Source organism: Paenibacillus gansuensis (genome assembly GCF_042684925.1).
In the GTDB taxonomy this organism is placed as follows: Bacteria; Bacillota; Bacilli; order Paenibacillales; family DY6; genus Paenibacillus_N; species Paenibacillus_N gansuensis.
In genome coordinates, this window is the sequence record NZ_JBHUME010000005.1 from 644,639 (window position 1) to 664,377 (window position 19,739).

General features: G+C 49.4%; 24 protein-coding genes. 17 read left to right on the forward strand and 7 right to left on the reverse strand.

Translation table 11 applies throughout. The annotated features are described in order from the left end of the window. Positions 1-35 precede the first annotated feature (35 nt). Both ACFSUF_RS07085 and ACFSUF_RS07090 read left to right on the forward strand, forming a co-directional pair. A complete protein-coding gene (locus tag ACFSUF_RS07085; RefSeq protein ID WP_377601491.1) occupies positions 36-719 on the forward strand; it encodes a response regulator transcription factor in 684 nt (227 codons plus the stop codon). Beyond that, entirely contained in the window at positions 716-2,068 is a 1,353-nt protein-coding gene (locus ACFSUF_RS07090) for a sensor histidine kinase (RefSeq protein ID WP_377601493.1), read from the forward strand. Before ACFSUF_RS07085 ends, ACFSUF_RS07090 begins: the two co-directional genes overlap by 4 nt. A gap of 77 nt (positions 2,069-2,145) precedes the next feature. Here ACFSUF_RS07090 and ACFSUF_RS07095 read toward each other — a convergent pair whose 3' ends face one another. Next, positions 2,146-2,637 carry a C40 family peptidase gene (locus ACFSUF_RS07095; protein ID WP_377601495.1) on the reverse strand — a complete coding sequence of 164 codons (492 nt, stop codon included), beginning with the start codon at positions 2,635-2,637 and terminating at the stop codon, positions 2,146-2,148. Positions 2,638-2,884: 247 nt separating this feature from the next. Here ACFSUF_RS07095 and ACFSUF_RS07100 point away from each other — a divergent pair, with 247 nt between their 5' ends. From ACFSUF_RS07100 to ACFSUF_RS07120, 5 genes are read left to right on the forward strand one after another with little or no spacing between them, the layout of a single operon-like run. Continuing rightward, positions 2,885-3,742, forward strand: coding sequence for a carbon-nitrogen hydrolase family protein (locus tag ACFSUF_RS07100; RefSeq protein WP_377601497.1), 858 nt, complete (start codon positions 2,885-2,887; stop codon positions 3,740-3,742). A gap of 11 nt (positions 3,743-3,753) precedes the next feature. Then, positions 3,754-4,455, forward strand: coding sequence for a GNAT family N-acetyltransferase (locus ACFSUF_RS07105; protein WP_377601499.1), 702 nt, complete (start codon positions 3,754-3,756; stop codon positions 4,453-4,455). Positions 4,456-4,474: 19 nt separating this feature from the next. Further along, a complete protein-coding gene (locus tag ACFSUF_RS07110; RefSeq protein WP_377601775.1) occupies positions 4,475-5,152 on the forward strand; it encodes a GNAT family N-acetyltransferase in 678 nt (225 codons plus the stop codon). A 45-nt stretch (positions 5,153-5,197) separates the two neighbouring features. Further along, positions 5,198-5,983 carry a TIGR00266 family protein gene (locus tag ACFSUF_RS07115; RefSeq protein ID WP_377601501.1) on the forward strand — a complete coding sequence of 262 codons (786 nt, stop codon included), beginning with the start codon at positions 5,198-5,200 and terminating at the stop codon, positions 5,981-5,983. Between the two features lie 33 nt (positions 5,984-6,016). Next, entirely contained in the window at positions 6,017-6,841 is an 825-nt protein-coding gene (locus tag ACFSUF_RS07120) for an MBL fold metallo-hydrolase (RefSeq protein ID WP_377601503.1), read from the forward strand. Positions 6,842-6,897: 56 nt separating this feature from the next. Here ACFSUF_RS07120 and ndk read toward each other — a convergent pair whose 3' ends face one another. Next, positions 6,898-7,341 carry a nucleoside-diphosphate kinase gene (ndk, locus tag ACFSUF_RS07125; RefSeq protein WP_377601505.1) on the reverse strand — a complete coding sequence of 148 codons (444 nt, stop codon included), beginning with the start codon at positions 7,339-7,341 and terminating at the stop codon, positions 6,898-6,900. A 244-nt stretch (positions 7,342-7,585) separates the two neighbouring features. Between ndk and ACFSUF_RS07130 the strand changes: the two genes are divergently transcribed. Continuing rightward, positions 7,586-7,678 (forward strand): putative holin-like toxin, encoded by a 93-nt coding sequence (locus tag ACFSUF_RS07130; protein ID WP_377601507.1) that lies wholly within the window; start codon positions 7,586-7,588, stop codon positions 7,676-7,678. Positions 7,679-7,872: 194 nt separating this feature from the next. On the opposite strand, the gene ACFSUF_RS07135 is transcribed toward ACFSUF_RS07130, so the two are convergent. The 3 genes from ACFSUF_RS07135 to ACFSUF_RS07145 are packed head-to-tail and all read right to left on the reverse strand — an operon-like array spanning position 7,873 to position 10,281. After that, a complete protein-coding gene (locus tag ACFSUF_RS07135; RefSeq protein ID WP_377601509.1) occupies positions 7,873-8,520 on the reverse strand; it encodes a thiamine diphosphokinase in 648 nt (215 codons plus the stop codon). 31 nt (positions 8,521-8,551) lie between these two features. Further along, positions 8,552-9,379, reverse strand: coding sequence for an ABC transporter permease subunit (locus ACFSUF_RS07140; RefSeq protein ID WP_377601511.1), 828 nt, complete (start codon positions 9,377-9,379; stop codon positions 8,552-8,554). Then, a complete protein-coding gene (locus tag ACFSUF_RS07145; RefSeq protein ID WP_377601513.1) occupies positions 9,376-10,281 on the reverse strand; it encodes an ABC transporter ATP-binding protein in 906 nt (301 codons plus the stop codon). The genes ACFSUF_RS07140 and ACFSUF_RS07145 overlap by 4 nt, the downstream gene beginning before the upstream one ends. 207 nt (positions 10,282-10,488) lie before the next feature. Between ACFSUF_RS07145 and ACFSUF_RS07150 the strand changes: the two genes are divergently transcribed. The 7 genes from ACFSUF_RS07150 (at position 10,489) to ACFSUF_RS07180 (ending at position 15,982) form a co-directional block, all read left to right on the forward strand. Continuing rightward, on the forward strand, positions 10,489-11,286 hold the full coding sequence (locus ACFSUF_RS07150) for a DeoR/GlpR family DNA-binding transcription regulator (protein WP_377601515.1): 798 nt from the start codon (positions 10,489-10,491) through the stop codon (positions 11,284-11,286). Further along, complete coding sequence (gene nagA / locus ACFSUF_RS07155; protein WP_377601518.1) at positions 11,286-12,485, forward strand: N-acetylglucosamine-6-phosphate deacetylase; 1,200 nt, start codon at positions 11,286-11,288, stop codon at positions 12,483-12,485. Before ACFSUF_RS07150 ends, nagA begins: the two co-directional genes overlap by 1 nt. 3 nt (positions 12,486-12,488) lie before the next feature. Further along, positions 12,489-13,490 carry an ROK family protein gene (locus ACFSUF_RS07160; protein ID WP_377601520.1) on the forward strand — a complete coding sequence of 334 codons (1,002 nt, stop codon included), beginning with the start codon at positions 12,489-12,491 and terminating at the stop codon, positions 13,488-13,490. A gap of 24 nt (positions 13,491-13,514) precedes the next feature. Further along, positions 13,515-14,255: a glucosamine-6-phosphate deaminase gene (gene nagB, locus ACFSUF_RS07165; RefSeq protein WP_377601522.1), complete on the forward strand. Its 741-nt coding sequence runs from the start codon at positions 13,515-13,517 to the stop codon at positions 14,253-14,255. A gap of 136 nt (positions 14,256-14,391) precedes the next feature. After that, positions 14,392-15,030 carry a trimeric intracellular cation channel family protein gene (locus ACFSUF_RS07170; protein WP_377601524.1) on the forward strand — a complete coding sequence of 213 codons (639 nt, stop codon included), beginning with the start codon at positions 14,392-14,394 and terminating at the stop codon, positions 15,028-15,030. A 7-nt stretch (positions 15,031-15,037) separates the two neighbouring features. Next, positions 15,038-15,508, forward strand: coding sequence for a low molecular weight protein-tyrosine-phosphatase (locus ACFSUF_RS07175; RefSeq protein ID WP_377601526.1), 471 nt, complete (start codon positions 15,038-15,040; stop codon positions 15,506-15,508). A gap of 3 nt (positions 15,509-15,511) precedes the next feature. Next, on the forward strand, positions 15,512-15,982 hold the full coding sequence (locus ACFSUF_RS07180) for a hypothetical protein (RefSeq protein ID WP_377601528.1): 471 nt from the start codon (positions 15,512-15,514) through the stop codon (positions 15,980-15,982). Between the two features lie 69 nt (positions 15,983-16,051). On the opposite strand, the gene ACFSUF_RS07185 is transcribed toward ACFSUF_RS07180, so the two are convergent. Both ACFSUF_RS07185 and ACFSUF_RS07190 read right to left on the reverse strand, forming a co-directional pair. Then, the gene (locus ACFSUF_RS07185; protein WP_377601530.1) at positions 16,052-16,387 is read right to left on the reverse strand and encodes a putative quinol monooxygenase; all 336 of its coding nucleotides are present in this window, start codon (positions 16,385-16,387) and stop codon (positions 16,052-16,054) included. A gap of 226 nt (positions 16,388-16,613) precedes the next feature. Then, entirely contained in the window at positions 16,614-17,345 is a 732-nt protein-coding gene (locus tag ACFSUF_RS07190) for an alpha/beta hydrolase (RefSeq protein WP_377601532.1), read from the reverse strand. A 251-nt stretch (positions 17,346-17,596) separates the two neighbouring features. Here ACFSUF_RS07190 and pdhA point away from each other — a divergent pair, with 251 nt between their 5' ends. Both pdhA and ACFSUF_RS07200 read left to right on the forward strand, forming a co-directional pair. After that, the gene (gene pdhA / locus ACFSUF_RS07195) at positions 17,597-18,664 is read left to right on the forward strand and encodes a pyruvate dehydrogenase (acetyl-transferring) E1 component subunit alpha (RefSeq protein ID WP_377601534.1); all 1,068 of its coding nucleotides are present in this window, start codon (positions 17,597-17,599) and stop codon (positions 18,662-18,664) included. Positions 18,665-18,722: 58 nt separating this feature from the next. Continuing rightward, positions 18,723-19,700 (forward strand): alpha-ketoacid dehydrogenase subunit beta, encoded by a 978-nt coding sequence (locus ACFSUF_RS07200; protein WP_377601536.1) that lies wholly within the window; start codon positions 18,723-18,725, stop codon positions 19,698-19,700. Positions 19,701-19,739: the final 39 nt, after the last annotated feature.

The following is a 19,739-nucleotide window of genomic DNA, read 5'->3' on the forward strand; positions in this document are numbered from 1 at the left end:
AGGTTTACGATACCGAACGCAGCAAAGGTGAGCAGATGACTAACATTTTGATTATAGAAGACGAAGAAAAAATTGCGAGAATTCTGCAGCTTGAACTGGAACATGAGGGATATACGGTACAGGTGGCGCAGGACGGGCGGACAGGCTTGGAGAAGGCTGTTCAGGGGGATTGGGATTTGATCCTGCTGGACGTGATGCTGCCCGAATTGAACGGGATTGAGGTGCTCCGGCGCTTCCGGCAGAGCAATACTTCTGTACCGGTTCTGATGGTTACAGCCAGAGATACGATACCAGAAAAAGTCAGCGGATTTGAACACGGAGCAAACGATTATGTGACAAAGCCGTTCGCGATTGAAGAACTGTTGGCCAGAATCCGAAATCTTCTTCGGCTGGTCCAACAGCAGGAACCGGTATCGCATGTCATCGAGGTGGATGACTTGTCTATCGACACGAGAACGAGAAGCGTCATCCGGGAGAACCGGAACATCGAGCTGACTCCTAAGGAGTTCGACCTGCTAGCCTATCTCGCCGAACGCAAAAATCAAGTAGTATCTCGAGAAGAAATTATATCCGAAGTATGGGGTTATGATTTTGTCGGCGATACGAATGTGATAGACGTGTATATCCGGTATCTACGGCAAAAGGTTGACAAAGGATTCCCGGTCAAGCTGATTCATACGAGCCGGGGCATCGGCTATTTAATCAAGGAACCGCAATGATGAATTTTCGAAGCAGGTTCGCTCTCTTCTCTACGATATGGCTGATTATCATCCTGTTGTTGTTTAATATTTTTATCTATTTCTATTTCGACAATTTGTCCACGCGCAGCGAATTGCAATTAATGCGGGATAAAGCCTCGACGATCCTGAATGTGAAAAATATCGATCAGAAGTCCCAATGGGACCGTCCAAATTTGTTATCTGAGTTTTTAGTGGCAAGCGAGATGATCCGTATTGTGGGAATAGATGGGGCAGTCAAAAACAGTGTGTACTCCGATCCCGAATTGGCGGAAGTTCCGCCAAAGCAAAGTTTAAAGTCAGGCTCTAATTCCTTTACGAAGGATAAAGTCAAATATGTGTTTGTGCAGACTCCCATCTATAATGCTGCCCACATACAAGTAGGAACATTGGAGATTGGGCATAAGCTGATGAGGCTGCAATATTATCTGGATGTGCTGCTGAATGCGCTGATTGTGTCATCGTTATGCGCTGTCATGCTTTCTCTGCTGGGCAGTTACTTTTACACCGCCTTGCTGGTACGTCCTATCTATTCTTTTGTCAAAACGATGAGGGAAAACCAGAAAAGCGGGGAGTTCCGGAAAATTGAAACCAAAGGAAGCAGAAAAGATGAATTAAATGTGCTGGCCACAGCGTTTAACAGCATGATGGATCGTCTAAAGCAGAACTTTTCCAGGCAAAAGCAATTTGTTGCCGATGCCTCCCACGAGCTGAAAACTCCTCTGACGATCATTGAAAGTTATATCAGCCTGCTCCGCAGGTGGGGAAAGGACGACCCGCAAATCCAGGAGGAAGCGATTGAAGCGATTCATTCTGAAGCGATCCGCCTGAAAGAACTGACCAAATCCCTTTTGCAGCTGGCGGATCTGGAGCATGAGGAATGGGTAATCCGGGAATGGGTAGATATTGTAACGCTTGCCAGTGAGACGGCAGTGATGATGGAACAAGCATTCGGCAGGGTCATTGAACTCCGAAGCGATCAAACCAACTTGTATGTAAGCGGCGATGTCGCCAAATTGAAGCAGGTATTTATCATTCTCATCGATAATGCCATCAAATACAGTACCGAGCCTATCCATATCGAAATCCAGGAACATCAAAGATACTGTAAAGTGAAAATTATTGACAAAGGCATAGGGATCGATGCTGAAGAGATACCGTTCTTGTTTGAAAGGTTTTACCGTGTAGATAAAGCCAGAGCGAGGACCACGGGCGGTGTTGGGCTGGGCTTGTCGATTGCCAAAGGAATTGTGGAACTGCATGGCGGCTACATTGAAGTCTACAGCGAAAAACAGGTTGGGACCACCATGGTCATTAATATTCCAAAATAAACATAGGGAAACCCCCGCCGGTGATCGGTCGGGGGTTATGTTATAGAATGGTGCAATTTTTCATTTGAAAGTATAGATTAGAGTACGCGGCGTGCTGTCACGTAATGCTTTTTCCAGTAACTGCTGTTAAGGGAGGAATACGTAACGCCGACTCCTTTTTTGTACGTGTGCAGGAGTTTGTTGTTTCCGGCGTAAATCGCGACATGAGCGACTCTGCCTTTGCCGTTTCTGCCCCAGAAGAAAACAAGATCACCTTTTCTTAGGTTGGATTTAGCAACTTTATAACCTTTTTTAGCTTGGTCTTTGGAAATTCTCGGCAGGGACACGCCCACTTTTTTGTAAATATATTTCGTGAAAGAAGAGCAATCGAAGGTGCGTGTAGTTCCGGTAGGTGCGCCAAACTGATATCTTACGCCCAAATATTTTTTTCCTATAGAAATGACTTTATCGCCTCTGGAAGTTGCTGCTTCCGCTTTATGAGGTGCGGCCAGTGTCAAGCTGGACATTCCAATGGCGGCGCAAAGTCCGATTTGTGCAATGGTGCGAATAAATTTATTTCTTGTAATCATCTCGTGCCTCCTGAAGTTTTTCTGAGTTGATAATGCCTGCAACCAATATAGCAGAAAAGAAACAGCCTAATTTATTCCAGAAAACGCGCAAACCCTTGCTCCATCAACGTTTTAACCGCTTTATTAGAATCAAATGAAAAAATTCTAATAAGTTTGAGTTTGACATGAAAATGCCGGGGCATATCCTTTATAATGAAGGAGTTACCTGGCCAGAAATTAGAATCCCCATGGAAAGGAGTTTTATTACATGAAAACCCGAGTATCGGCAGTCCAATATGCTCTTCAGGATATACGGAGTTTTGCCGAGTTTGAGGAACAGGTTACCCACTACATGAAGACGGCTATGGAATTTTCTGCGGATTTTGTGCTCTTTCCGGAGTTCTTCACGACACAGCTCCTGTCGATCCCTGATGAACATGGTAATCCCCGTACGATCGAGGATTTGCCGGACTTCACGGACTCTTATAAAGAATTGTTCCTAAGGCTCTCCGCGGATTATCATGTCCATATCATTGCAGGAACGCATGTTGTAAGAAAAGAAGGGAAGTTATACAACACGGCACATTATTTCGGACCGGATGGAACCATACATGAGCAGGCGAAGCTGCATGTAACGCCTACGGAGAAAGTGGAATGGAATATGTCCGAAGGGGACGGCCTGGAGGTTTTTGACACGCCGAAAGGACGCATGGCCATGCTCACATGTTACGATATTGAATTTCCGGAGATTGTCCGGATGGCCAAAGCTAAGGGCGCAGACGTTATTTTCTGCCCTTCCTGTACGGATGACCGGCAGGGGTTTTTCCGGGTACGCTATTGCTGCCATGCCAGGGCGATCGAGAACCAAGTTTATATCGTAACCACCGGAACCGTAGGGGCGCTTAGGAAGGTGGATTTCATGCGTGCGAATTTCGGCCAGGCAGCCGTGATCACGCCGAACGATATTCCGTTCCCTCCGGCAGGCATTCAAATTGAGGGCGTCATCAATGACGATATGATTGTTACGGCGGATTTGGATCTTGAGCTGCTGTACGAAGTGCGTGAGCGCGGATCCGTGACGACGTGGCGTGACCGCAGGACCGATCTGTATACGGATTGGAACTAAAGGAGCAGCCTATGCGTAAAGAACTTTACGTTTTCAGGGATAGGAAGCCGATGAAGGCGGAGATCCGCAATTATCGGGAAGCTGATTTTGCCGAGTTGATCCGGATCCAGCGCGAAAGCTTCCCGCCCCCGTTTCCGGAGGAATTGCTTTGGAACGAGGAGCAGCTGTATAACCATGTAAAGCGGTTTCCGGAAGGCGCGTTATGTGCCATGGCTGACGGAAGGATCGTCGGTTCCGTGACCGGATTGCTTATCGGGTCCGAGCAAAGCGGAACGGCTCATTCTTGGCAGGAAGTCACGGATGCAGGATACATACGGAATCACAATCCGTCAGGAGACACACTGTACATAGCAGATATCTGCGTATCGCCGGAGTACCGGAAGACCGGGCTTGGCAAATGGCTGATGCAGTCGATGTATGAAGTGGTCGTACATTTGCGTCTTCGGAGGCTGCTAGGCGGAGGGCGCATGCCAGGGTACGCTGATGCTGCTGCTGCTTTTGCAGAAACAAAGGAAGCTGGCTTTTTGAGTGCGGAACAATACTTGGAAAGTGTCATGAAGGGGGAGCGCAGCGACCCTGTCATTTCATTCCTGCTCCGCTGCGGACGCACGCCGGTAGGCGTCGTCCCTGACTATCTCGAGGATGAAGAATCCATGAATTATGCTGCATTAATGGAATGGAAGAACCCATTTTGGAATGGAGGAAATCAGTAGGATGAACACAACAGATCAGCTGAAATATCACCGGATTGTATCGATTAACGATCCGTATTTCCGTAAAATGCACAACTTGATGGGGGACGTGTTTCCTCCTGAGGAAGTGTTGGAATTTTCTTTATGGAAAGAGCCGCTGGAAGATCCGGGCATCCAGGTGTACGTTGCGGTTCTAAAGGAAACAGATGATGTGGTTGGCGCTACGGAATACCGCTATTATTCTTCTTTTAACGTGGCAATGACGGATTTTACGATTATCGGCAGGCATGGTCTCGGGATCGGCCGTTTTTTATATAAAGAACGGGAAAAAGACCTCCTGCGCCTGGCATCCGAAGCTGGCAAAACCCTAAGCGGAATGTTTGCGGAAATTTATGACCCTTATCGCGATATGGACCATAATTTTGGAGGCGTGAAGCCGATGGATCCCTTTGTGAGAAGGGAAGTTCTGTCACACTTAGGTTATGAAAAGCTGGACTTCCCTTACGTACATCCATCCTGGGAGAATTCAGGCGAAGCGGTGACCGGACTTGATTTGTGCTTTATGCCGATGCAGAACGGGGTGAACGCACTCCCTGCCTCATTGATCGCTGATTTTATAGAAACCTATTATGCAGTGCTGAGCGAAAAACCGGAAACCTGGGTTGTCATGATTGAAGATTTGCGCAGCCGTAAAGAGGTAGCCTTACTTCCTTTGTAGAAGTAGTCCGTGTATCAGTACAACTTAAGGAGGAAATGAAACGAGATGAATTCTCATGAGATCGATTATCAGATTTACGGAAGTGAAATGCAGTTTGTAGAAGTGGAACTGGATCCGCAGGAAAGTGTCATTGCGGAAGCAGGCAGCTTGATGATGATGGATTCTTCCATTCAGATGAATACGATTTTCGGCGACGGTTCCCAAGACAATAAGGGATTGATGGGCAAACTGTTCGGTGCGGGCAAACGCCTGCTTACCGGAGAAAGCCTCTTCATGACGGTGTTTACGAATATGGGACGCGGCAAAGAAAAGGTATCGTTCGCATCGCCTTATCCCGGCCGGATCATTCCTATGGACTTGAGTGAACTGGGAGGGAAAATCATCTGCCAGAAAGACTCATTCCTTTGCGCAGCTAAGGGCGTTTCCGTAGGGATTGACTTCCAGCGTAAGCTTGGTGTCGGCTTTTTCGGAGGCGAAGGATTCATAATGCAGAAGATTGAAGGAGACGGACTTGCATTTCTTCATGCGGGCGGCACGATCTATGAGCGCACTCTGCGGCCCGGTGAAATGATTCGTGTGGATACCGGCTGCCTAGTCGGGATGACAAGAGATGTACAGTATGACATTGAGTTTGTAAAAGGCGTCAAAACGGCTCTGTTCGGTGGAGAGGGCCTGTTTTTTGCCACACTGCGCGGTCCGGGAAAAGTGTGGATCCAGTCGCTGCCGTTCAGCCGCTTGGCGGATCGTGTCCTGTCCGCGGCAGGCCCTGCAGGACGTAAAGAAGAGGGAAGCATTCTAGGCGGGTTAGGCAACCTGCTGGACGGGGATTAATCCTTGAAGTAAGGAATTAGGGGGAGCCTCATCGTGGCTGTAATTACTTTTTTAGGAACAGGCGATTCCATGGGTGTCCCGAGGGTATACTGCCGTTGTCAGGTATGCAATGAAGCGAGGTTGGAAGGCGTAAACCGCCGTCTGCGTTCGTCGATATGGATCGACTTTTCGGAATCGGAAACTCCGGATCCCCTTCAAACTTTCCTTGCAGAGGCAAGAGAGGCGTCGGAAACAGAACTCCTGTTGGATTGCGGTCCGGACTGGGCCTCCCAAATGGAAGCGATCGGGATTCGGCAGCTGCACCGCGTACTCCTGACCCATGCGCATCATGACCATATCGGCGGCCTGCCGGAGTGGGCGGATGCTTGCAGATGGCTTGGAGTGAGAGGGACCGTGTATGCGCCCGAAGAAGTCAACAAAGCGTGCATTGAGCGTTATCCTTGGATTGCGAATCATCTGGAGTTTCTTGCAATAGATCAAGGCATCACACTGCACGGGTGGGAGATTGCTCCTTGGAAAGTATCCCATGGAAAGAACGGATATTCTTTCGCGTACCAATTTGCAGCGGGAGACCGTTCCTGGGTGTATTGTTCGGATGCGATTCATTTGAACGATGATGAGAAAGCGCCAATGAATGATGTGGATATGCTGATCCTTGGTACAAGCTTTTACCGTGAGCCGTATGAAATGTCTACGAGATCTGTCTACGATATCGTAGAAGGGATCGGTGTCGTTAAGGAAACAAGAGCTGCACGGGCTGTCTTTACCCATATGTCTCATGATGTAGATGTGAGAAATACGTATGATCTGCCTGGCCATATCTCCTTGGCGAGGACAGGCCGGAAGATCATCGTTTAAAGTTGGCAAGTGAACAGCCCTGCCGTTGCAGCAGGGCTGTTTCCTATTGTATTCAATTACACCCATCGTTGAATGATTTTACTGTAGTCTACGAGTTCTTCCTTGTTAAAGAAGTTTCCGATTTCCCGTTCTGCCGATTGGGGAGAGTCCGAACCGTGAATAATATTCGTTCCCGTATGCAGCGCATAATCTCCGCGGATCGTTCCCGGCTGGGACTCGAGCACTTTGGTCTTACCCATCATGTTGCGCGACAACGTAATAATTTCATCTCCCTCCCAAACCATGGCAAACACAGGACCGGCAGTGATAAAGGATACCAGCTCCTGAAAAAACGGCTTTCCTTTATGCTCCTCGTAATGAAACTCCGCTTGTGTTTTCGTTACCCTGTGCAGTTTGCATGCCACCAGTTGAAATCCTTTCAGTTCAAACCTCTTGACGATTTCCCCAATCAGTCCGCGTTGGACTCCGTCCGGTTTAATCATAATGAATGTCCGTTCCATAGCGCATTCGCCTCCTGTCTAGTTCGTAAACCAGGTTCAATACCGAAACCCTACGCATCTTGTATACCCATTTTCGGATCTGATTAAGCCCGGTTAAGGCAAAATGAACTAGAGATTAAGGCGTAAGAACTAAAATAAGAACAGAAGACAAGAACGCTTGTTCGCATTATCTAATCATGGTACAATAAGGGAACAATTGAATCTTGGGTGGGGGCCGGTTTTCCTTCCGGAAGGGGGTGAGGCCATGGAACTGAACGACGCCGTTTCGCTGATGTTTTTATTCGGGAGTTTTCTTCTCGCACTTTTAACTTACATCCGAAATGACCGTAAAAAGTAAAAACCCACCCGAAGGTTGCCGCCTAAGGTGGGTTTTCGTAAACTTGTGAAGTTATCATTCGTACATGACTTCGAAGGGAAGCCCATTCAAGCCAATTGTGACGGCCAAGTGTTCCAGCACTTGGCTTTAATTAAGTTAGATTTTAACATAATCCGGTCAGGGATACAACAGGCATACCTGCGGAGGAGAACGGTTTAATCCCTGCTTTTAATGATCAGGAGCTGTCCGGTTTCCAGGTGCACGATACCCGATTCATCAAGCAGACGGTTGCTGATTCCCAAAGACTGCCCCAGCGTTAAGACGGCATTGGTTAGAGGGTATTGGAAACCTTCCAGCGTGATGCCCGTTACTTGCGGAGTCAGCGGCAGCAGCGATACGTGTGAATATTTGCCTTTCACGATCTGCATGGGCCTGTCTGCCAGCAATATTTCGTTTTTTTGATCCACGATTTTACATAGCACATGTTTGGCAAGGCCTTTGACCAGCAGATGAACGTTGGCCAGCGAATGATCGAAGCGGGTGCCTAATGCCCCGATAATGACGATTTCCTCGGCATCATAAGATAAGGCCAAGTCGAATGCCAGCTCCGTATCCGTCAAGTCTTTCTCCAGCGCATCACAGGAGATGGTCTCCAGGCTTGTCCGCTGAATCCGGCCGAATTCCTCCTCTGTAACCGAATCGAAATCTCCTACCGCCACATGGGGCACTTTTCCGTGTTGAATCAGAAAATGCGCGCCGCGGTCCGCTCCGATCAGGAAATCCCCATCTTGAATTTCTTCAACCGCCCAATCGCTCAGGCTGCCTCCGGTAAAGATCAGTATCCTTTTGCCCATCTTCCTCATCGCTCCTTTAATCCTTAGCTTCAGCCAGCGGTTAGTGGATCTGTTTTTCAAACAGTACATGCCGTCCGTTCATGGCTGAAATCCTCTGTAATAAGAATAAACTCATCGCCAGAAGAATGCCACCTATGATTATAAGAAGAAACGGGCTGAGGAGAAACAACCCGGTTATTTGCCCGATGACAAGCCCCACAACAGGCAGTATCGTCACCCCGCAAATTTGCTGGGCTTCCTGATATCCCTTTACCCTGGCTGAAATCAGGACGCAGAACAGAATGTTGCAGAAGGTGAGTGCCGGAGCCAGCCAACATGCAAGAATCAGCCAATTCGCACTCGGAAAGATAAGCTTGCCGAACGTTGAGTAAGTCATGGTGTCGACTACAACTCCTAAAGCTGCAAACCCGGAGGCGGAGATGACCAGTGTAGGGATGAGTGAGGCCAGCACTTTTCCTGTAAACAGTTCAAGGATGCTGATTGGCGAGAAGAGCAGGCTTTCCAGTGTACGGCGTTCTTTTTCCCCGACAAAACTGTTGGTTGACGTAACCATCGATGTTATCAAAGGAATAATCAGGAATACCGGCAGCAGCAAATAATGTACTGCAAGGTAGATGAGCTGATGCCCCGGCACCTGCATAGCCGATATTTCTGAGATGACACCTCTTTGCGGCAGATTGGCCGTCATACTGCGAATCAACTCCAATGTATCGCTGCCTGCGGCATGCGGAGCCGCCAAAATCAGTCCAACCGGAAACACTACGCAGAAAAGTATGGGTAAGACCAGGAGGGGAATCCATAGTTTGCTGTTGGAAGAGACAGCTTTCATATCTTTGGACGCGATGGCCCATACACAATTCCAATTCATGGACGAGCACCCTCTTTGATCAGAAAATAGAGTGATTCAAGGTCCCGGTTTACGATTTCAGCCGAATGTACCCAGCTTTCCTGCAAGATGGATGTGAGCAAAGGGGAGATGTCCTCTTTACGGGTGAGAGTAAATTCTAAAGAATGGACTCCTTCGCGGCAAACCGGGTAGCCGTAAACAGCAGCGCTTTCCATTTGCAATCCGGTTTCCACCCGAAGCCGGAGATCTTGCCTGTACGTCCGTTCCAATGATTCCTTGGTCCCCTGGGCAATAACTTTTCCCGATTCCATCAGGATATAGGAGCCGCAAACCGATTCCATTTGCTGCAGCACGTGAGAACATATCAGTATGGTAGTGCCTTCCTTGGCATTAAGTTCTTTTAAATGATGCAGAACCTCATGGATTCCTTCGGGATCCAATCCATTAGTCGGCTCGTCCAAGAACAACAAGGATGGCCGCTGCAGAAGTGCTTTTGCCAGTGCCAGCCGTTTTTTCATCCCTGTACTGAATTGGCCTGTGGGACGGTCCTTATGAGGAGTCAAATCGAACTGCTCGAGCAGTTCCTCGGCCCTTCGATGCTTCGTAACACCGTACAGCCGGGCAAAAAAACGTAAATTCTCCAAAGCGCTCATGTCATGGTACAATCCTGCGCCCTCAGTAACAATGCCGGCATTTCTCCGGATCTCATTCCCTTCCGTAAGAGGGTTCCAGCCTGCGACCCTCATGCTGCCTTGATCGGGAAGGATGACGCCGTTTACTAATCGGATCATGGTCGTTTTGCCGGAACCGTTTGGCCCCAACAGTCCCACGACGGCATGCTCCGCTACTTGAAAATTCATGCCGTGCAAGATGCGGCGCCCCTCAAATGATTTGTGTACATCGGATACTTCAATATAAGCCATTGCCGCTGCCAACCTTTCGCTGTCATTTGTTGAATGGCTATTATACGGTTTCCGGAATGAGATCGTTCACGTTAGCAGAATCTAATTTTTAATTGAAGGAATTGAGCATATTTTGATTGTAATAGTCAATAAGTATGATTGTAACGATCATAAATATGATTTATAATTTCAATAGATAGCGGATTATGTTTATGGGGGGCTGTTCCGATGACTGAGCCTCAGCTGACAAAAGGGGGTTCCCGGCGGGACCGGATCCTTCAGCTGCTGAAGATGCAAGGCCGGATTACCGTACAGGAAATTATAGATAAATTTCAATGTTCGGAGGCGACCGCCCGTCGCGATCTCGATCAGATTGTTAAAACCGAGCCCGTCATTCGCACGATCGGCGGCGCACAATATGAGGGATATGCCGCGGCGAGAGAAACCTCCTTTTTTGAAAAGAAGGAACAGCACTGGCCGGAGAAGGAAGCGATAGCCGCCAAAGCAGCGTCCCTGATTCAGCCTGGCGATATTATCGGGTTGACGGGCGGTTCCACGACCTATCTTATCTCCAGAGCGATTAAGCACATGCGCGGCATCACGGTGGTGACTAATGCCGTAAATGTTGCGATGGAACTTGCCGAATCGGACGGGATTCAAGTAGTGGTAACCGGCGGGGTCATGCGTAATCGCAGCTTTGAACTTTGCGGCCCGCTCGCGGAGAAGATGGTGGAGCACCTTCACATCGGCAAGATGTTCATCGGTATAGATGGTGTGACGGAAGAACAGGGCTTGACCACCTATTCCGAGCAGGAAGCGGAAATTGCCCGGTTGTTAATCCGAAGATCGGCGAGCACAATTGCTGTTTTTGACCCTACGAAAGTAGGGAGGACTTCTTTATTCTCGATCGCCCCTTTGAAGGAGATCCATGCTTGCGTTACGAATGCCAGCCTGCCTCAAACCTTTCGCAAGGTTTTACGCACTCATTCCATTGAGATTTATCTGGCTGACAAGGAGGAATTTTGATGACGAACAGGATGTTATTTATCAACGGGGAAGTGTATTCGGAAAGCGCCGTTCTCCCAAACGGGGCGGTTGCTGTTGAAGACGGGAAAATTACGGCAGTATATCAATCATTAGAAGAAATATCTGACGATATTAGGAAGCAAAGCGAGCTTATTGATCTGAACGGCGCCCTCCTTCTTCCGGGATTCATCGATGTGCACGTTCACGGAGGCGGAGGATTTGATACGATGAAGTCTTCAACCGAACCGGGTTCTATCGATGGGCTGAGCCGGTTTATGGCCTCGCATGGCACAACTTCATTTTTGCCTACCACGCTGACGGATGAAGCCGGCAGGCTGGTGGAAGTGGTATCTGAAGTAAGCAGGGCCATGTCGGCAGGTACGGGCGGGGCCGATGTGTTGGGGGTTCATCTTGAAGGGCCGTTTCTGAATCCAATACGGAGCGGAGCGCAAAACCCGGATGACATGAGAACGGCAACAAAAGAGGAACTGGGCCGCCTGCTGGAAGCTTCCGGGGAGACGATCCGGCTCATTACCCTTGCTCCTGAACTTCCGGGAGCGATGGAACTTATCGGATACCTGACCGAAAAAGGAGTTACGGTTTCCATCGGGCATTCCGACGCCACTTACGAAATTGTACAGCAGGCCGTCGCGCATGGTGCGACCCATGTAACCCATTTATTTAACGGCATGAGTCCGCTGCACCACAGAGAGCCTGGGGTGGCAGGAAGCGCCCTGATGCTGGACGAATTAACGGTTGAATTGATATGCGACGGACTGCATGTGCGGGAAGAATTGATCGGATATGTCTTTCGGGTGAAACCGAAAGAGCGGGTCATCCTTGTTACTGACGCGATGGAAGCCGCGGGACTGCCGGACGGTGAATATATGCTAGGGAAGCTGCCAGTAGTCATGAAGTGTAACAGGGTGACACTGAAAGAAGGCGGGAACTTGGCGGGAAGCGCACTGACCATGGATCAGGCGTTGAGGAATGCCCTCAAGTTTACAGGCAGAACACTGGAAGAAATTCTTCCGGCTCTTACCCTGAATCCGGCAAGGCAGATTGGCGTGAATCACAGAAAAGGATCCATTCTCGCAGGTAAGGATGCTGATTTTGTTGTTATGGGACGCAATTTGGAGCTGCTGCAAACTTACGTTAGGGGACATGAAGTTTACCACAGATCGAAAACGGAGGTTTAACCGATGGGGAGAGCGGACGGAGAGCAGCACAAGAGAAAATTGTTAGCGGGTGTGGATTTAGGCGGTACTAATTTTGTTTGCGGGCTGGTAGATCAGGACGGTACTGTCCTGCGTACAGCGAAGAGGCCGACCGAGGCGGAGCGCGGCAGTGATCATGTGCTGCAGTCGGTCGCGGATACGATTGAATTGCTCCTGGCGGATGAGGGAGCGGACAATGTCGTTCTGACCGCTGTCGGGGTCGGGCTCCCCGGCTTTTTGGATCCGGAGCGGGGGATTGTCCGGATGGCCGGCAATTTGAAATGGAAGGATGTGCCGATCTCGGACATACTCTCGAAGCGGTTAGCCGCACCCGTATTTATCGATAATGACGTACGGAGCTTTACGTACGGAGAGGCCGCAGCAGGTGCGGCTGCAGGGTACCGGCATGTGCTGGGCATCATGCTCGGTACGGGGCTCGCGTCCGGAATGGTAAACGACGGGCGCATCTATTACGGCAGCGGATATATGGCCGGCGAATTCGGCCATATCCTTATGGACGGCGTGCCGTTCGCCTGCGGCTGCGGGATGACCGGCTGCCTGGAGACGGTCGCTTCCGCGACTGGGCTGGTGCGCCAAGTGCGCGCCCAGCTGGAAGCCGGCCGCTCCTCCGTGCTCGCGGAGTGGGCCGGCGGCGATCCGTCCGCCATCCAGGCGGCGGACGTGTCCAAAGCGTACGACCTGGGGGACCCGGTCGCACGCGAAGTGATGGACTTTACCGGGCGGACGCTCGGTAAAGCTCTGGCTTATGCGGTCACGCTGTACGGACCGGATGCGATCGTGATCGGCGGGGGCGCGTCCCTTGCGGGAGAGCGCCTGTTCGCCCCGATGCGCGAGGAGCTGCAGCGGACCGTGCACCCGCTTTACTGGGAACGACTGACGATCGTTCCCGCGCAGCGGCTGGATGAAGCAGGCGTTGTCGGCTCCGCTATGATTGCACAACACCGTCTAGAACAACAAACAGCTTAAGAGGCGCAGAAAGGATAGAATGCGATGAATATAGTAACATTTGAATCTACAGAGGAATTGAACGAGGCTGGAGCGGGGATTGTCATTTCCTTGCTGCAGACGAAACCGGACGCTGTGCTGGGCTTGGCTACAGGGGGTACGCCGGTAGGTGTTTATGAACATCTTGTCAAAGCGTACCGCAAAGGGCGGCTCAGCTTCCGCAAAGCAACAAGCTTTAATCTGGATGAATATGTGGGATTACCGCAAGAGCATCCCGAAAGTTACTACAGCTACATGAAGCAGCACTTGTTTGACCATGTGGATCTTCCTGTTCATCAGGCACATATTCCGGATGGAAATGCGGAGAATCCGGAAGAAGAGTGCCGGAGATATGAAGCGAAATTGGCGGAAGCCAAGCAGATTGATCTGCAGATTTTGGGGTTGGGCCATAACGGACATATCGGTTTCAACGAGCCGGATCACACTCTGGTGAGCGGTACGCACGTGGTAGAACTGAAAGAGGAAACCAGGAAAGCGAATGCCAGATTTTTCGACTCTATGGATGAAGTTCCTACCCATGCCATTACGATGGGCGTTGGAATGATCCTGAAAGCCAAGACCATTCTGCTTATCGTCAGAGGTGAAGACAAAGCGGATGTGGTGCACCGGGCGTTGACCGGACCGATCCGCACGGAACTGCCGGCATCGCTGCTGCAGACGCATCCGAATCTTGTCGTGATGCTTGATCAGGCGGCAGCGAAACACTTCCAAACGCAGCAGGCATAATTTACATGAAAAGCGCTGTCCAACCGGATCAGCGTTCTTTCATTTTTCCTATAGATTTCCCTGTAGGACTTCCTGCCGGAAACGTATATAATGGATATCGGGTTGTTCATAGCGCAGCGGAGAGGGGAAGGCTAACATGAGTTGGGAAATGTTCAGCTTGATCGGCACGATCGCATTTACGATTAGCGGAGCGTATGTAGCCATGGAAGAAGAATATGATATTCTCGGGGTATTTGTGTTAGGGCTGGTAACCGCTTTTGGCGGAGGCGTTATCCGGAATTTGTTGATCGGGGTCGACGTAACGATGCTTTGGCAGCAAGGGTTATATCTGAATACTGCCGTAATTGCGACAGTGATCGTGTTCATACTTCCAACCCGGTGGATTCAGAAATGGAAAAGCTTTGAAGTGATTCTCGATGCCATCGGCTTATCGGCCTTTGCCATACAAGGTGCTTTGTATGCGACCGAACGGAATTTGCCGTTAAGCGCGGTCATTGTTGCAGCGATGCTTACCGGGATCGGCGGAGGCATCATCCGGGATTTGCTTGCCGGACGGAAACCGCTTGTGCTTCGGGACGAAATCTATGCCGTATGGGCAATTTTTGCAGGAATGGTCATTCATACAGGCTGGATGAAGACGCCGGCACAGCTATATGCGCTTTTTGTCCTGGTCATTTTGCTACGGATGATGTCGGTCTATTATAAATGGAAGCTTCCGAGACGTTCCTTAAGGGAGCCGGATGCGCAGGAGAAACAATGGGAGATAGGGGGATAATCGAGCTATGGTTGAAGTGCTGTTTGTTTGCCTAGGCAACATTTGCAGATCCCCGATGGCGGAAGCGGTGGCACGTTCCTATATTCAGTCTGAGGGGTTGTCCGACCAAGTCAAAGTGGACTCGGCAGGTACCGGAGACTGGCATATCGGCCATCCGCCGCATGAAGGAACCCGGAAAGTTCTGGATCTGAATAAAATAAGCTATAAAGGGATGAAAGCAAGGCAGTTTAACGGCTCCGATTTCAATGCATTCCGGTATATTGTGTGCATGGACCGCAAAAACCTCCGTGATGTTCTCGAAAGGAAACAAGGAGAGACCAATTCGGAAGTAGTTACTTTTATGCAATTTGTTCCGGATAGTGCAGCGGAAGATGTGCCCGATCCCTATTATACGGGGAATTTTGATGAGGTGTACCAGCTTGTCCAGGAAGGCTGCCGGAATCTGATTCACTGGATCAGGGAGAAGGAAGGGATATAACGAATGGAATCCTTAACTGCACTGCCTATAGTAGAGGATCAAGTATTGGCCGAACGTATGGAATCGGTACAGATTCTTCATGAAGACGAGATAACGTTTTATGAGGTAGCCAAAGACAAGTTGACCGGGGAGCATTACCTTCATCATGCTTACATCCACAGGGATGTTGCTGCCGGCGGCACTTTAGAAACTTATCATTACTTTATGCCGCTTGCGCACGATGAAGTAATCGGGATGGTTCTAGGAGAAGCTGCTTACAGTTATCCTGAGCATTGGCATGGTTCTTTTTTGAGGAACGGACCGGAGGGGCGGTATGTATGGTTTGATCCGTCGGGAACGAAAGAGGACGGCGAGTTCGAGCGGACTGCTTCGGAATTGCAAGCGAAACTGAAGGAGTTCAAACATTCGGGCCAAACCGATCCGGAGTCGGTTGCCCGGCTGCTCAAAGAGATTGACGGGTTATGGAAGGAATAAATCAGGCAGCATACGGTAAAAAAGCAGGGACCCATCCTCATTCGAGAGGCACGGTTCCTGCTTTTGTATTTATCTGGAAACGGAAGTTATCCGGCTGCCCCATTCTCCTGTCGGAACAAGCCAGCTGACAATCCGGTCTTCCAGCATCTCGGATAGGACGTTCTCGTAATCTTTACGGTACGGTTTCGGGAACTCCTCTTCCAGCCAGCTGCGTTGAGTCCCGTTCCATATTTCATAAATGAGAATATCGTCAGGCTGTTCCAAATCATCGTGAATGATAGAGTTCACAAAATTAGCTTCTTTGGACATCTTGTCTGCCAGGGTGAAAAGAAGATTACGGAATTCTTCCTTCTTTCCCGGCTTTACTTTGAAACGAATAGCGAGAATAATTTGCTTTGCATTCATGTATGATCAGCTCCTCGATGGTTTGATGGATCAATAAGATACGAAATCTATAGTAAACTGTTCGTATCCTAATAGATAGTACTTACTTTTATGTGATATAGTATCCAAAAAGTAATAATTGTTATCCGCTTCGATTTTTAGTTCGAGGAAATTGATGCATCGATCATACGAAACAGTCGTACCTCCGAGGTCAGGAGGACGGCTGTTTTTGCAAGCGATGTAATGATTACCGGTTATAAAAATAATTTAGCGCCTCAGGCATTACATTTTGCCAAAAACCCCATACATGTTTGCCTTCCTTCTCGGTATAGTACACATCGGCTCCGCGCTCCTGAAGCTTTTTTAAAGCCCTGCGGTTATAGTCCAGAAAGTCGAATGTTCCGTGGTCCGTTTTCACTTCTTCCTCCTGAAGCCCGATCGTCATGTACATGTCCAGCCCGGAAAGGTCATTTTCCGCATCCAATTTCACTTGGGTAGGCTCATAAAATGCACCGGACAGGCTGAGCACCTTATGGAATAAATGCGGGTAAAGTAACGCAAGATGAAGGGAGACAGTTCCGCCTAAGGAATCTCCTGCCAATACCCGTTCGGAGCGTTCTTTGCGCGCAGCAAACTTTTGTTCAATGAAAGGGACCAGCTCTTCGGCAAAAAAAGTAGTATAAGCTGCAAACCGGTTTCCATCGGGGGAGTATTCCGACGTCCGCACCGATTTATCCACATCCACGCCGACTATGATCACAGGCTCGTAATCTTCATCGAGAATCAACCGGTTCATGTGGGTTGCAACACGTCCGTAGTTGAAGAAGTCTTCGCCGTCCTGGCAATAGAGTACAGGGTAGCTTAACAGCTCATTATAGCCCGGGGGCAGGTAAACGCGAAGATTCCTCTCTTCCTGCAAAGCATGAGAGTGGACCGTTTCTTTCACGATGGTGCGCTTGTAAATGTTCGTTTCGCTCATAGGTAACAGCCTTTCTTCTAAAAGAATAAAATTATTATTGCCGGATTTGGGTAAAAATAGGACGAGGGCCAGTTGTGTTTTACATACGTGTACTATGCTGTATTAGTAATTATTCGCAACTGTTATATACAAGTGTTCAAGGAAAAACTACATATTTCAATATATTCTTTGACCAAATGGCTACAACAGATGTATAATAATTCTATAACAGAAACCAATTTGTTTTCAAATATTATATTGAGGTGAAATTCATGAGCAAGCTGCCTTACGAAGTCCACAGCGACAACGTGGAACCATTATTCGTGCTTTCTCCGGAAGGGGAAGTTGTTAACGAAGCTTATATGCCAAAGCTCAACGATGAGCAACTGAAAGAGATTATGTACCGTATGCTGTTTACCCGCACATGGGACGAGCGTGCCGTAAACCTGGGACGCCAAGGCCGTTTAGGCTTCTACGCACCGGTTTCCGGGCAAGAAGCTTCCATGATCGGAAGCGAATATGCGCTGGATAAAGAAGACTGGATCGCTCCGGGCTACCGCGACATGCCGCAGATCGTATGGCACGGCCTGCCGCTCTATCAGGCATTCCTGTACTCCCGCGGCCATCAGCATGGAGGCCAAATTCCTGACGGCGTAAATGTCCTGATGCCTCAGATCATTATCGGAGCACAGATTCTTCACGCTACAGGTATCGCGATGGGACTTAAGAAGAAGGACAAGAAGAACGTAGCGATCACTTACACAGGTGACGGCGGATCTTCCGAAGGCGACTTCTATGAAGGATTGAACTTTGCAGGAGCGTTCAAGCTGCCTGTTATTTATGTTGTTCAGAACAACGGTTATGCGATTACAACTCCGTTTGCTAAGCAGACTGCGGCGCAATCCGTGGCTCACAAAGCGCTGGCTGCCGGTATCCGCGGCGTGCAAGTCGACGGTATGGACGTGCTTGCGGTTATCAAAGCGGTTCAAGAAGCTAGAGAGCATGCCGTGAACGGCGGCGGAGCAACTCTTATTGAATTGCTGACATACCGTTTCAGACCTCACTCCTTGGCTGATGATGCAACGAAATACCGCACGAAGGACGAGGAAGAGCTATGGGGCCAGAAGGATCCGATCGTTCGTTTCCGTAACTACCTGACGAAGAAAGGTCTTTGGACCGATGCTGACGACGAGCGCGTTAGAGAAGAAGCGAAAGCGTCCGTTCTTGAAAATATCAAGAAAGCCGAAGCTACCGAGAAAATGACGGTTGCAGGCCTGATCGACAGCATGTTCGAAGAAACGCCGAAATTCCTGAAAGAACAAATGGAAGAATTTAAATAAATCGTTTCATACAGCCGTTATGGCGGTAGCTGAATTTTGAGGGAGGATAAGAACAGTCATGGCACAAATGACAATGATTCAAGCGATAAAAGATGCAATGCGCGTTGAACTTCAGCGCGACCCTAACGTCCTGATTTTCGGGGAAGACGTAGGTAAAGTCGGCGGGGTGTTCCGTGCGACGGAAGGATTGCAAGGCGAATTCGGCGAGGACCGCGTATTCGATACGCCGCTTGCCGAGTCTGCGATTGCAGGCCTTGCAGTAGGTTTGGGCGTACAAGGATTCCGCCCGATTGCGGAAATCCAGTTTGTAGGCTTTATCTTTGAGGCGCTGGACCAGATGCTGGTGCAGGCAGCCCGTATGCGTTACCGCTCCGGCGGTAAATATAACAGCCCGATCGTATTCCGTACGCCTTTCGGCGGCGGCGTGAAAGCTGCGGAACTCCACACCGATTCCCTGGAAGGTTTAATTCTTCAATCCCCGGGTATTAAATTGGTGGTGCCGTCCAATCCTTATGATGCGAAGGGACTTTTGATTTCTGCGATCCGCGACAACGATCCGGTCTTCTTTATGGAGCACTTGAACCTGTACCGTTCCTTCCGCGGCGAGGTGCCTGAAGGCGAATATACAGTTGAAATCGGGAAGGCGAATGTGGTTCGTGAAGGGAAACATGTTACGATCCTGACTTACGGCGCTATGGTTCATACTTCCCTGAAAGCTGCGGAAGAAATGGCGAAGAAAGGCATCGAAGTGGAGGTCATCGATCTTCGTACGCTTCTTCCTTTGGATATTGACACCATTGTTGAATCCATTAAGAAAACGAACCGTGCGATTGTGGTCCAGGAAGCTCAGAAAACTTCCGGAGCAGCGGCGGAAATCATTGCGCAAATCAATGAGAAAGCCATCCTGCACCTGGAAGCTCCGGTTCTTCGTATCGCAGGCCCGGATACCGTATATCCGTTTGCCCAAATCGAAGACCAATGGCTGCCTAACCCGGCGCGCGTAATCGAAGGCATCAACAAAGTACTGGAATTCTAAAAAACAAGTTTCGAACAGAACCATTACAGGAGGTCATCC